Annotated in this window: 11 protein-coding genes; 4 read left to right on the top strand and 7 right to left on the bottom strand. The window is 58.3% G+C overall.

Translation table 11 applies throughout. The annotated features are described in order from the left end of the window. Positions 1 to 109: 109 nt before the first annotated feature. The 3 genes from EV686_RS12660 to EV686_RS12650 are packed head-to-tail and all read right to left on the bottom strand — an operon-like array spanning position 110 to position 3,130. The gene (locus EV686_RS12660) at positions 110 to 1,654 is read right to left on the bottom strand and encodes an ArnT family glycosyltransferase (protein WP_132477313.1); all 1,545 of its coding nucleotides are present in this window, start codon (positions 1,652 to 1,654) and stop codon (positions 110 to 112) included. Further along, positions 1,654 to 2,685 carry a glycosyltransferase family 2 protein gene (locus EV686_RS12655; protein ID WP_132477312.1) on the bottom strand — a complete coding sequence of 344 codons (1,032 nt, stop codon included), beginning with the start codon at positions 2,683 to 2,685 and terminating at the stop codon, positions 1,654 to 1,656. The genes EV686_RS12660 and EV686_RS12655 overlap by 1 nt, the downstream gene beginning before the upstream one ends. Next, the gene (locus EV686_RS12650; RefSeq protein WP_132477311.1) at positions 2,669 to 3,130 is read right to left on the bottom strand and encodes a GtrA family protein; all 462 of its coding nucleotides are present in this window, start codon (positions 3,128 to 3,130) and stop codon (positions 2,669 to 2,671) included. The genes EV686_RS12655 and EV686_RS12650 overlap by 17 nt, the downstream gene beginning before the upstream one ends. 206 nt (positions 3,131 to 3,336) lie before the next feature. On the opposite strand from EV686_RS12650, the gene EV686_RS12645 reads away from it, so the two are divergent. The 4 genes from EV686_RS12645 to EV686_RS12630 all read left to right on the top strand — a co-directional run bounded on the left by EV686_RS12645 (position 3,337) and on the right by EV686_RS12630 (position 8,122). Then, positions 3,337 to 3,714 (top strand): diacylglycerol kinase, encoded by a 378-nt coding sequence (locus EV686_RS12645; RefSeq protein WP_132477310.1) that lies wholly within the window; start codon positions 3,337 to 3,339, stop codon positions 3,712 to 3,714. A 97-nt stretch (positions 3,715 to 3,811) separates the two neighbouring features. Beyond that, positions 3,812 to 4,522: a response regulator transcription factor gene (locus tag EV686_RS12640; RefSeq protein ID WP_132477309.1), complete on the top strand. Its 711-nt coding sequence runs from the start codon at positions 3,812 to 3,814 to the stop codon at positions 4,520 to 4,522. Beyond that, the gene (locus EV686_RS12635; protein WP_132477308.1) at positions 4,519 to 5,775 is read left to right on the top strand and encodes a sensor histidine kinase; all 1,257 of its coding nucleotides are present in this window, start codon (positions 4,519 to 4,521) and stop codon (positions 5,773 to 5,775) included. Before EV686_RS12640 ends, EV686_RS12635 begins: the two co-directional genes overlap by 4 nt. A 337-nt stretch (positions 5,776 to 6,112) precedes the next feature. Further along, a complete protein-coding gene (locus tag EV686_RS12630; RefSeq protein ID WP_132477307.1) occupies positions 6,113 to 8,122 on the top strand; it encodes an LTA synthase family protein in 2,010 nt (669 codons plus the stop codon). On the opposite strand, the gene EV686_RS12625 is transcribed toward EV686_RS12630, so the two are convergent. From EV686_RS12625 to EV686_RS12610, 4 genes are all read right to left on the bottom strand, one after another. Beyond that, positions 8,017 to 9,246: an MFS transporter gene (locus tag EV686_RS12625; protein WP_132477306.1), complete on the bottom strand. Its 1,230-nt coding sequence runs from the start codon at positions 9,244 to 9,246 to the stop codon at positions 8,017 to 8,019. The two genes, EV686_RS12630 and EV686_RS12625, sit on opposite strands and share 106 nt — an antisense overlap. A gap of 301 nt (positions 9,247 to 9,547) precedes the next feature. Continuing rightward, entirely contained in the window at positions 9,548 to 10,732 is a 1,185-nt protein-coding gene (locus EV686_RS12620) for an MFS transporter (RefSeq protein WP_243650883.1), read from the bottom strand. Between the two features lie 171 nt (positions 10,733 to 10,903). Beyond that, entirely contained in the window at positions 10,904 to 11,650 is a 747-nt protein-coding gene (phbB, locus tag EV686_RS12615; RefSeq protein WP_132477304.1) for an acetoacetyl-CoA reductase, read from the bottom strand. Then, the gene (locus EV686_RS12610; RefSeq protein WP_132477303.1) at positions 11,650 to 12,105 is read right to left on the bottom strand and encodes a phasin family protein; all 456 of its coding nucleotides are present in this window, start codon (positions 12,103 to 12,105) and stop codon (positions 11,650 to 11,652) included. Before EV686_RS12610 ends, phbB begins: the two co-directional genes overlap by 1 nt. Positions 12,106 to 12,211: the final 106 nt, after the last annotated feature.

The following is a 12,211-nucleotide window of genomic DNA, read 5'->3' as shown; positions in this document are numbered from 1 at the left end:
TCGGGTGGAACCGGAAATGTCCGGCTGGACAAGAAGTTAGCACCCAAGGCGTGTATCAGTCTTGCAGATTGAGATACTGTGTGTATAAGCTATTTCAATCGCTTTCCGGCTATGGAAGTCCCTTCAGGCATCCCTGCCGCAAATCCGCCCCGCCAGTCGATATTCTGACGAGCACATAGCGTTTATTGACGTAAAGCGGATCGAGTGGCCTGCCAAGAGTCTCCGCGACGGCTTTCTGCTGGTCTTTGGGTATCGCCAGGTAAAACGGCGCACAGCTTGCAGTCGCCTGTCTCAGTTTGCCTTGCGTCATTTCCCTGGCCTGCCCCGCCGAATAAAATCGCGCGGAAAAAGGCGGCTTGCCGTAATAATGCAACGAAGAGACGGGCTCACCCTGCTGCATGACATAACGCACCAGGCCGCGTTCAGTGCTGCGCAGATACAGGTCGGGACTGACCCAGGCAATGACGCTCAATCCCAGCAGCGCGACAGGCACAATGCCTGCGATCGTCAGTTGCATACGTCTGGAAAATCCAGGCAGCCCATCCATCCGATCGAGAAAGATCGCGACGAGAATGCTGAATCCAGCCATGGCGGGAAACAGATAAGTCCACAGGATATTGGCGGCGAATGTAAAGAAGATCGGCGTGAACAAGGCGCCCGCCAGCCAATACCCGGAAAGCGGGCGGCTGCTTGTCGCCCTGAGCGCCGAACGCAGACGAGAGCTGCGCAACGAGCCCATCAACAGCGCCAGCATCAGCACGCCCCAGGGAAAAGACGCCATCAGCCAGTAAAGCCATATCATGCCGTACGGCTGTCGATGAGCCGTCCCGTACAGGTCTCCGCTCCAGCCTGGATCAAGAAAACGGAGCCAGTGCTCTCCGACGATGAAATAGTCCAGGAATCCCGGCGTCTTGAGTTCCGCCAGGATATACCAGGGAAGGCTCAGCACCGCCGTCAAAGCCAGTCCGGTCGCCCAAGGCAGGGCAGTCGCCAATGCGGAGGTCTTATGGTTGCACATGTGCCAGACCAGCACCGGCGCCATGCCGATCACAACGGCCAAAGGCCCTTTCGCCAGCAAACCGATAGCCAGGCCTGCGAAAAATCCATACCGCCACCACCAGGATCCTGGCGCCCCCGACGCACCGGCAAACTTTTCCTGCGGCTCTCCGGCTCCCGCAAAGACAGGCTTCCGATCTTTCACCGCTATGGCAAACGATACCAGGGACAAGGTCGTGCCAAACGCGAGAAATGGGTCCGTCAGCACCGCGCCGGAACCGATATAGACAAGCGTGCCTGTGCTGTAGACAGTCGCGGCCAGCAAAGCAACGCGCCGCCCATACAGCGATCGCGCTCCTGCAAAAAGCAGCGCATTGGACAGGAGCCAGCATAGCCAGGAAGGAAAGCGCGCGGCAAATTCGTTGATACCGAACGCTTTCATGGAAAGGGCTTGCGCCCAGAATGAAAGAGGCGGCTTTCCCCAGAACGGAAGATCAGGGCTGAACCAGGGAGTAATCCAGTCTCCCGACCGGGCCATGACCCTGGCGATCTCTGCATAGCGGGGTTCGCTCGTATCGTAGAAAGGGATCACGGCCATGGAAAAAAGCGGCAACAGCAAAACCACGATCAGCCATGCATCTTTACGCGCGAGTCGCATCACTCCTCCGCCATGAACGCTGTGGAATGGATGCCTGCCGCATGCGTCGGGCGCCTTCCCCGGCCCACGACCTCGCGCACCAGATATACGGGACGCTGCTTGGCTTCGTAATAGGTTTTACCCATATATTCGCCAAGCAGCCCGATGGACAGCAACTGAACGCCGCCAAGAATCGCCATCATCGAAACAAGCGAGGGATATCCTTGCACCGCCTCCCCCAGGACAAGTGTTTTAACCACGATCCATGCAGTAAAAATCACACCGAAAAACGCCGTCAACAGACCGCCGGCCATGGCCAGCCGGAGAGGAGCCGTCGAAAAGGAAGTCACCCCCTGAAAGGCCAGATTGAACAAGCCCAGATAATCCCACTTGGTGACTCCCGCCGCCCGCGGCATGCGGTCATACTCGATAACCACGGTCGGCATGCCGATCCAGGCGAACAGCCCTTTCATGTAGCGATTCCGTTCGTTCAGTTTTTTCAATGCTTCGACGGCCTTACGACTGAGCAGGCGAAAGTCCCCGGTATCGGCCGGGATATCCACATCGCTGACGGCATTGAGCACACGGTAAAAAAGATAGGCGCTGCAGCGTTTGAGCCAGCCCTCTCCCGCCCTTGAGCGGCGGCGCATGCAAACAACGTCGGCGCCGCCCTTCCATGCCTGGAACATTTGCGGGATGAGCTCCGGCGGGTCCTGCAAGTCGGCATCCATGATGATGACTGCGCTACCCGCTGCATGCTCGATGCCCGCCGTCAGTGCAGCTTCCTTGCCAAAGTTTCTGCTCAGGAATACGGCCGCCACGGCGGGATCTTCTTCCGCCAGTTGGCTCATCAGGCCTGGGGTGCCATCGCAGCTTCCATCATCGACCAGAAGCAGTTCATAAGAAACACCCAGACTTGCAAGCACGCCCGTCAAGCGCTCATGCATCATCGGGATGACCTCATACTCGTTATAGAGCGGGATCACGATCGACAGCTCCGGTATCCGGCTTCCTGGAATTTCAAGGCGCCAATGATCAAATAATGCGTTCATGAAACACGATCCTTTTGTAAATGACGAAATTCATGACTGCGACTGCTGCAGTGGAGAAGATCTGCGCCGGGACAATGCCAACATGAATTAGAGCAGTCAGGAGGTGGAATAGCCCGGCATTGAGCAACCCGCCCAGGATTACCGTAAAGGCATAGACCGGCATGGAACTGCCGTGGACGCCCTTGCCGTTGAAAGCCCAGTAGAACTGGAGGAAATAGTTGGAGACTGCGCCAGTGAAAGCGCCGATCGCGGTGGATAACAAGGGCGACAAGCCGCCCTGGACAAGCAGCCCCATAGCGGCCCAATGCATAAGGGTGGAAGATCCGCCGGACGCCAGAAACCTGCCTGCCTGGACAGCAGCGGATGCGTCGACCGGACAATTGGCAATCCGGACCGCACGGGCGGATTGCATGGAAGGAAGAATCGATTTCAAGACGGCGCTCATTCGATGCAATGATTGCGAAGAGACAAGAATACGAGCGTCGGCAGCAAGAATTCATCCAGTAAAAATCAAGAAATCATCAAGATATCGCCCCGGCTCCAAAGAAAGAAGCAACAGGGATCGAGAAGCCTCTCCATACGCTTTGACGTTCGGATAATGTGCGCTATTCTTCACAGGATTTTTCCGGCAAGCACAGGATCCATCCCTTTATGCACTCTTCCTACAAAAGCAAAGGCGGACTCGCCCGCCTGCGCAACGCACTGCGCTATTCGATACAAGGGCTGACAGCAGCGTTCCGGCAGGAAGCGGCATTCCGGCAGGAATTGCTTTTGACCGCAGCGGCGATCCCCGTTGCGCTTTGGATCAGCCGCAGCCTGCTCGAAGCCGTGCTGCTGATAGGTGTACTGATGGTCATACTGATCGTGGAACTGCTTAACTCCGCGCTCGAGACGCTTGCCGACGCGGTCTCTATCGAACATCAACCTCTATTGGGGCGTGCCAAGGATATCGGCAGCGCCGCCGTGCTGTTATCGCTGGGCCTGGCCGCCCTGGTATGGATTGGCGTCATCGGAAGCCGCTGGCTGTAGGGTATTTGATATTTTCTTGATGAATACTTGATAGTATTCCGGCCATGCGCGCCCCAGGCGGCTGTACCATTTTTCCATCATGCCGGAATAAGCGATCATGCCTCTGAAACGCACCATACGAATGCTGGTCGTGGAAGACCATACCGGCCTCGCCACCAACCTGCTGGAATTCTTCGACGACAGCCGATACATACTCGATTTTGCACCCGACGGCTTGACGGCGATCCACCTGATCGCCACCAACGAATACGATGTGATCGTTCTGGATATCATGTTGCCCGGACTCTCCGGGTTCGAAGTATGCCGCCGCATCCGCAACGACATTCACTGTTCGACGCCGGTCATCATCATGACGTCCAAGGATCAGTTGCATGACAAAGAACAGGGCTTCGCCGTGGGCGCGGACGACTACCTCGTCAAGCCGTTCAATCTGCGCGAACTGCAATTGAGAGTGGAAGCCTTGTATCGGCGCAAGACGGGGTTCTCGAATACGCCGGAAATCAGCATTCCAGGAATTCATTTCAATCCAGGCACATTCACGGTCCGCACCGATGGCGGAGAACAGCTGGAACTTTCCGGAACGGCCGCACGGATATTCGAAGAGCTGATCAAGGCATATCCCAACTTTCTGTCATACACCGAGCTGCAGGACCGGGTTTGGGGAGAGCGGGAAACGGACATGAACACACTGCGCACGCATGTCTACTCGCTCAGGAAACTGCTGCAAAGCGCCTTTCAATATTCCATGATCAAAACCATGCACAGCCGCGGCTACAGGCTTATCGCGCCGGGCACGAAATCCCCATGAGCCTGAAATCGATCTCCCGCAAGGTCTATCGCAGCATACTGCTGGTCAGCGTGATCAGTGTGATCGCCATGGTTGCGACGGTGCTGCTGGTCAACGAAGACCTCGAACACACTATGCTCGAAGTGGAGTTCGCACAAGAGCGCGACTTCATACTCATGAACAACAAGAGCGACGAAACGCTTGTGTGGGATACGCCGAATATCGCCGTCGTCTTCATCCCCACGGGCCAGCCCCATCCCGCAGCCCTGCCTCCGATCTTTCGCGGCTTGCCTGAGAACTATTCGGCAGAGATTGAACTCGGCAGCCAGACCTATCTGGTGACGGTCAAGAGAATCGAAACGGGCCTGCTCTACGTCGCCAAGGACATTACGCACTTCGAAGACAGGGAGGCCCTGTTCCAGATTGCATTGATCGTCATTGCGCTGATCATTATCGCACTCAGCCTGGTGCTTGCCGCATTGAGCACCAGGCATATCGCCAGGCCACTGACCCTGCTGTCCAAACGCATCAGCCGGATTCCGGTGGGAGCCAACATGCCCCGCATGGAAACCGATTACACCGATGCCGAATTGCATTCCATCGCCACGACATTCAACCGATTCCTGGACGAGCTCGAGTCCTACGTGCGGCGAGAGCAATCCCTCCTGAGCCTGGCCAGCCACGAGCTTCGCACTCCCATCGCCGTCATGTGCGGGGCGCTCGACATCCTGGAGCTGCGCAACCAGCTGCATCCGAACGACCAGGCCACTCTGAAGCGCGTACGCAGGTCATGCGACGAAATGCGGGATAACGTCAACGTCCTGCTCCGGCTGGCGCGACGCGAGCCTGGCGACCAGACTCCGGAAATCGTTCACGTGGCCCCCGTCATACAGCAAGTGATCGATGACCTGAAGATCAGCCATCGCGCGGGCGACCGGGTGACGCTCGAGACGGAGTCCTTCCTGACGGTCAGCACGGACCCCGTCATGGTGCGCATGCTGCTGCGCAATCTCATTCAAAATGCTCTACAGCACACCCATCAAGATATCCGGGTCACAGTATCGAAAAATGCCATAGAAATCGAAGACCGGGGAACAGGCCTGACCGCCGACCAGCAAGCCATTCTTCTGGGACAAAAGAAAATCTCCCCCAACGGAGCGGCACTCAGCGGGCTGGGCCTTTATATCGTAACGCTGATGACTGAAAGACTGGGCTGGAAACTGGAGATCGCCCAGACGGATAGCAACGGAACAAGAATCCGGCTGAGACCCTAACAAGACCCGCCCGAGCGCCGAATAACGCTGCGCCTTCATCCTTCGCCACACAGTCGCCGTCACGCCTCACATGCATGGGTAGCCGCCCCAGCCGGCCATGCTCCAGGCTTTCTTACACCCGGATTCTTCCGAACGCTCTTGCGCACTCCCCTCCCGCGATCCTTCACGGCTTGATGAATTCTTGATTTTTCTTTGACGAATTCTTGCCGCCTGGCTTCGTATCGTCGTCCCATCCCGGCACATGAAACGGGATCCAGTTCCAGGCCCCGATGACGCCGCACATATTCCATGTGCGCGACTCAGCCTCAAACATTGCATTGCATAACCGACGTCTTTCATGCGCGAGCAAACCTTCGTATTTATCGCCGCAAGCTTTGGCCTGCTGACACTGAGCCGCCTGATGCTGTCCGCGTGGCAATGGCAACGCACTCAAGCGGCCGGAGGCTTATGGCCGATCGTCAAAGGAGGTTTGCGCATCGATGCGGCCCAGATCGCCATGCTGGCAGGAATTCCGGCACTTCTGGCCCCCTGGCTGGGGCATCATCAAGCGGCCGGCGCCATTTCCGCAGCCTGGTTCATGGCGGCCTGGCTTTTGCTCGTGCTGCTGGAGGTCTCGACACCGCAGTTCATTCTTGAGTATGACACCCGCCCCAACCGCCTCTATGTCGAATACCTCAAGCACCCCAAGGAGGTGCTCGGCATGCTGTGGAAAGGATACAAAGCCGCCCTTGCCGGCGCCTTTCTCCTCATTACGCTTCTCGGCTGGACGGGATACCGGCTTTTCGGCCAGACCATGGCCGAAACCCAGCTTTCATGGTGGCAAAGCGCACTGTACAGCCTGATTGCTGCCCCGATCATTTTCCTGGCCATACGCGGCACCTTGGGACACCGTCCCATCAATCCATCCAGTGTCGCCTACTGCAGCGACGGCATGCTCAACACCCTGCCGCTGAATTCGCTTTACAACGTCCTGTACGCCATCTACAGCCTCAAGAACGAGCGCTCGGCTGCCGACGTCTACGGCGCACTGGACAGCGAGCAGCTCAGCCAGACGATCAACTCCTGTGCCGGAATCGCCCCTTCGAACCCGAAAATTCCATCACTGCATATCCACGAACCCACTGTCAAAAGCACAACGGCGCTGAATGTAGTGATCATCGTCGAAGAAAGCCTGGGAGCCCAGTATGTCGCAAATCTTGGTGGCAGCGGCCTGACTCCTTGCCTGGACCGGCTTGCGGATGAAGGCTGGAGCTTCACCCGGGCCTACGCCACGGGAACGCGCTCCGTCCGTGGCCTGGAAGCGCTTGTCGCGGGCTTCCCGCCGACCATTTCGGAAGCTGTCCTACGCTTGTCCGGAGCACAGCGCAATTTCTTCACACTCGCCCAATTACTCAGACAGCACGGCTACCTGTCGCGATTCATTTACGGAGGCGAAGCCCATTTCGACAATATGAAAAGCTTCTTCCTGGGCAACGGATTCGATGAGCTGCACGACATCCATACATTCGAAACGCCGGCCTTCGTCGGAACCTGGGGAGCCTCAGATGAGGATATGTTCGACAAGCTGGACACTCTCCTTAGCGCCCCATCGAAGCAGCCGACCTTTACCCTCGCATTCTCCGTCAGCAACCACTCTCCCTGGGAATATCCTGCGGGACGGATCGAGCCGGACGGTGATCCTGCAAGCGTCGAGAATACAGTCCGATACGCCGATTGGGCGCTGGGGCGATTCTTCGACAAGGCCAAAGCCTCCAGCTACTGGGGCAACACCGTATTTCTTGTTGCGGCTGACCACGACTCACGCGTATTCGGGGCCAATCTGGTGCCTTTGCGCCATTTCCATATTCCAGCCCTCATTCTTGGCGCCGGCATCCAGCCGCGCAGGGACAACCGAATCATCAGCCAGATCGATCTGCCCGTCACGCTGCTTTCCCTGATCGGAATCCGCAGCGAGCACCCCATGATAGGGCACGACCTGACTTGCGCCGGGGGTGGACGAGCCATGATGCAGTATGGAGAAAACTACGGCTATCTCAAGGGAGATAGGCTTATCGTACTGGAGCCGCACCGGCGGCCTACACAATACCGTTACGCGGCTCCCGCTTCATATACGCCCCAGGCCGTAGACGATGATTTCCTGAAGGAGGCACTGAGCCATGCCCTGTGGCCGTCCTGGGTATACGAAAATAACTGCTACACCCTGCCGCGCCTACAGCCGGAAACCCGGCAAAGCACATCCTCTTATTCAGCGGAAGCCGCCGACGTCCTGCGCATGGCCAGCACAAGCGCCACGACAGCCAGCGCCAGCGGCACGAAAGACACCCACAGCACCGCATCCCATCCATAAGCGGACAACAGCCCGCCTGACAGGAACGATCCGATGGCCATCACGCCGAAGACGATGAAGTCGTTGAGCGACTGCACGCGTGTTTTTTCCTCGGGCCGGTGGCACTCCAGCACCATCGCGGATGCGCCAAGGAAGCCGAAATTCCAGCCTACGCCCAGCAGGATCAAAGTCCACCAGAAATGCATCACATCGATGCCCAGCAAACCGACGACGGACGAAAATCCGGTCAGTACCAGCCCCAGCGCCGCGATGCGGCCCGCGCCGAATCTCGAAATCAGGCTGCCGGTGAAGAAGCTGGGCGCATACATCGCAATGACGTGCCACTGCAGCCCCAGGTTGGCGGATTCCTGTGCATGCCCGACTATATGCATCGCCAGCGGTGCGGCCGTCATCAGGAAATTCATCAGCAAATAGGAGACAGCCCCGCAGATGACCGCGGCAGTGAACCTCGGCTGTTGCACGATTTCGGCAAGCGGCCGTCCTCCGGCGATTTCCTCCGCTGTAGGCATGGGCAGCTTCACGCCGAGCAGGACGAACGCCGACATCACTGCGACCGCGGCCTGTGCAAGAAAGGTCGCCGCAAACATGTGCGGCGGCCACAGGTCCATAGTCCAGGTCACCAGTTGCGGACCCACCACCCCGGCAGCCACGCCCCCGGCCATGACAAGCGACAGCGCTCGCGGACGCTTTTTCGGCTCTACGCCATCGGCGGCTGCAAAACGGAAGGACAGCACCACCGCCGCATAGCTGCCGCCAAAGAACGTCGCCAGGCAGAACAGCCAGAACCAGCCCACGATGACGGCCAGCATGCCCAGCAGCCCGGCCAGCGCCCCCGCCCCTGTTCCCACCAGGAAAGCGGCGCGCCGGCCATGCCTCCTGGCTACGGCCCCCACCGGCAGGATGCATGCCGCCATGCCCACCACGAAAATGGAAATGGGCAGGGTCGCCAGCATGGGCGTAGGCGCCAGCGCATTCCCGATAATGGCGCCGGTGGCATATACGACCGTCGCATTCGCGCCCGCCAGGGCCTGGGCAATGGATAAGCGCCAAATGTTTCCGTTCTGGATGTTGTCGGGCAGCACTGGGGCAGGGTTGCCGCCCGGATTGGTATTGTTGTCTGTCATTTCTTCCCGGTCCATTACATGGCGCGACAGCCTTTTCTCATAATTGCCGCGCCAACAACGCCCTGCGCGATAAGACCCCGCCACCTAACTAATGGACATTAGCTTATGCTTATTTAATCTTTGGCGCTTATATCGGGGCCGCCTGGCATTTATTTGGCGCCCATATGATTTTTATCTATTCCCCGGAGTGACGCGATGCGCGCAATGCGCGAACCAGGGTCATCCCCGGCCACCGGCCGGGACTTGCCAGATGGCAGCTGGAATGGGTCGGCTGGACGATATCGGATCCAATCAAGCGCGATCAGCGCCGATCTCTAGGCAAAATCACCAGCACAAGAAGCGCGCATACTCCCACGCATAGAAAGGCGATATCGTAGCGGCCGGTGGTCGCTACCAGTATGGCAAAAACGGTCGGGGCCACGATATTCACCACGCTGACCAGTATGGCGGCTCCCGCCGATGTTTCCGCGATCAAGTTGGGAGGCGATCGCCTGGCCACTTCCGCAATGTGCACCCCGTTCCAGCTGGCCGTCGTACAGCCGGAAATCAAGGCCAGCACAATAATGGACCACAGCGGCCATTCGGGAGTGGTCAATCCCAGCAGTACCGTCGTCACCGCTGAGAAAAGCGCGGCGATTGACAGGGTTGCGGTGGACGAACGCAAGTAATCGGAAATCCACCCCAATGCGATGCGGCCGAACACGCCGCCCAGTTGCATCACCGCAAATACCACGCCCGCCAGGCTCAGGGAGAAGCCCAGCCCGTCGACCAGATAGATGACGGTGAATGCAAACCAGCAGCTCTGGGGCACGGCAAAGAGGCTTCCCACGATCGACATCTTCAGCAAGCCCCTGTCTTGCGTGATCGATGTCAGGGGTGCGACAAAGATGCGCAGCGACTGCATAGTCGGCATCCAGGAACCGGAGCGCTTCTCCACTTTGCTCGTTTCATCGAGGACAGCGCTCAGCTTCCAGGTAAGAACGGTCGGCAGCAGCACGAGGAATGCAAACACGAAGAGGGAGAACCGCCATCCAGCCAGCGCAATGACCACGGGAACGAACAGCCCCGCCATCATGCCGCCCAGAGGAACCCCAGCCTGCTTGATCGAGAACATGAGGTTGCGCATTCCCGGAGGGGAAAATCGTTGCAGCACTTCGCTGCCGGCCGGATTCGCCGCGCCGTTGCTCATGCCCATGACACAACAGACCGCCAGGGCGATGCCCATGCTGGGATACAGGAAAAATCCCATGCAGGCGGCACCCAGGATCAAGAGCAGTTGCAGCATGCGCGTTCCGCCGATCTGCCTGAGCAACGAAGAGCCTGCAACAAGGAAGACCAATCCGCCCAGAGCATTGCTGGCGCTCAGATAGCCGATGGAGCTGCCGTTCCAGCCGAACTCTTCGGCAATCGCTGGCGCAACGATGGGGATCAGTCGGGACAGGAACGCTGAGGCTGTTTGTAAGGCGAAGATAGCCACTACAGGCATAAGCCAAGTAGGTGCGGTGCTTTTCATGAAACCTCTACAGTCGTCCCTTGCAAAATGAACGAAAAGAGGGCCCCTGACAATGACTTGCCGGGTTCCCTCTTCTATTTTCGTACCGGATACGCTATCCAGTACAGTCCAGAGATGTCATGGATTATAGAGTACGCAGCGTATTCAATACATATGCTGCCCGCCGTTCATCGACACATTGCTGCCAGTCATGAATCCAGCCGCATCGCTGACGATGAAGGCGATCAGCGCCGCGATTTCCGATGGATGCCCCAGGCGGCCCACGGGAATGCCGGCGATGATCTGCTTGCGTACGTCCTCGGGCACCGCCATCACCATCTGGGTTTCGAGATAGCCGGGCGACACGGTGTTCACCGTCACACCCTTGCGTGCCACCTCCTGCGCCAGCGCCTTGGTGAATCCGTGCAGGCCCGCCTTGGCGGCGGAATAATTGGTCTGCCCGAATTGGCCCTTATTGCCATTGATCGAGGAGATATTGACCACGCGCCCCCAGCCTCGCTCCACCATGCCGTCGATGAACGGCTTGGTGACGTTGAATGCCGAGTCCAGATTGGTGCGCAGCACTGCATCCCAGTTCGCCTTGTCCAGCTTGCGGAAAGTGGCGTCGCGCGTGATGCCGGCGTTATTGATCAGGATGTCCACGGCATGGCCGTCGGCCGCGATATGTTCGGCCATGCGCAGGCAGGAATCCCAGTCCGATACATCCACCCTGTACGAACTGAAGGTGTAGCCATCCGCGCTTTGCCTGGCCAGCCATTCGGCTGCGGCTTCGTCGCTGCGCGTATGCGTCACCAGTACCGCGTGGCCGGCGTCATGCAATGCCCGGGCGATGGCTTCGCCCAGGCCTCCCATGCCCCCTGTCACCAGAGCCGTTCTTTTGCCCGCGCTCATCAGTTCGCTCCTTTTCTGGCCGTTTTCTTGCGGGATCCGACAGCCGGCGGCCACGCTGCGCCCCATTGCGCGAAGATATCAGGAAGCGATTGCTCGGAATCGCCAGTATTCAATGTTTCGGCCACCGCCTTCTGCCAGCTTTCCAGCGCCTGTTGCACGCCAGCCATGAATGCGGCCTGATTCTTGACGGCGAGCTGGTTGATCGTCTGGGTATCTCCCACACGGTTCTGGAATTGTCGCCAGAAGCTTTCCACCGGCAGCGTCGCCAGCGCCTGCCAGTTCGCAGATCGCAGCAGCCCTTCGATCTCGGCTGTCGTCTCCGCAATGTTCTCGGCATTGGACTGCTGCATCGACTCCAGCCAGTGGTGGCCGTTTTCCTGCAGCAGCCGGGAGATGCGCAGTTGAAGTTCAATATTGGCCTTGTACAAGGCCAGGGGGATGGATTCGACGTTCATGGCAGTATCCTTCTGGTCATGGAAAGCCCCGGCTGGGGCGGAGTGAAGAACTTCCTGCAAAATAATTCTTCTCAGCTCTTTTTACAGGGTCACCGCTCATCTCCTT

The sequence above is a fragment of the Paracandidimonas soli genome, from assembly GCF_004342005.1.
Taxonomy (GTDB): domain Bacteria; phylum Pseudomonadota; class Gammaproteobacteria; order Burkholderiales; family Burkholderiaceae_B; genus Paracandidimonas; species Paracandidimonas soli.
Note: the sequence above shows the minus strand (reverse complement) of the source record. Positions and strands in the feature narration are given on the sequence as shown.

Coding starts and splice junctions, on each gene's coding strand:
- EV686_RS12660 (WP_132477313.1), bottom strand. CDS start 1,654: ATGCGACTCGCGCGTAAAGATGCATGGCTGATCGTGGTTTTGCTGTTG.
- EV686_RS12655 (WP_132477312.1), bottom strand. CDS start 2,685: ATGAACGCATTATTTGATCATTGGCGCCTTGAAATTCCAGGAAGCCGG.
- EV686_RS12650 (WP_132477311.1), bottom strand. CDS start 3,130: ATGAGCGCCGTCTTGAAATCGATTCTTCCTTCCATGCAATCCGCCCGT.
- EV686_RS12645 (WP_132477310.1), top strand. CDS start 3,337: ATGCACTCTTCCTACAAAAGCAAAGGCGGACTCGCCCGCCTGCGCAAC.
- EV686_RS12640 (WP_132477309.1), top strand. CDS start 3,812: ATGCCTCTGAAACGCACCATACGAATGCTGGTCGTGGAAGACCATACC.
- EV686_RS12635 (WP_132477308.1), top strand. CDS start 4,519: ATGAGCCTGAAATCGATCTCCCGCAAGGTCTATCGCAGCATACTGCTG.
- EV686_RS12630 (WP_132477307.1), top strand. CDS start 6,113: ATGCGCGAGCAAACCTTCGTATTTATCGCCGCAAGCTTTGGCCTGCTG.
- EV686_RS12625 (WP_132477306.1), bottom strand. CDS start 9,246: ATGACAGACAACAATACCAATCCGGGCGGCAACCCTGCCCCAGTGCTG.
- EV686_RS12620 (WP_243650883.1), bottom strand. CDS start 10,732: ATGCCTGTAGTGGCTATCTTCGCCTTACAAACAGCCTCAGCGTTCCTG.
- phbB (WP_132477304.1), bottom strand. CDS start 11,650: ATGAGCGCGGGCAAAAGAACGGCTCTGGTGACAGGGGGCATGGGAGGC.
- EV686_RS12610 (WP_132477303.1), bottom strand. CDS start 12,105: ATGAACGTCGAATCCATCCCCCTGGCCTTGTACAAGGCCAATATTGAA.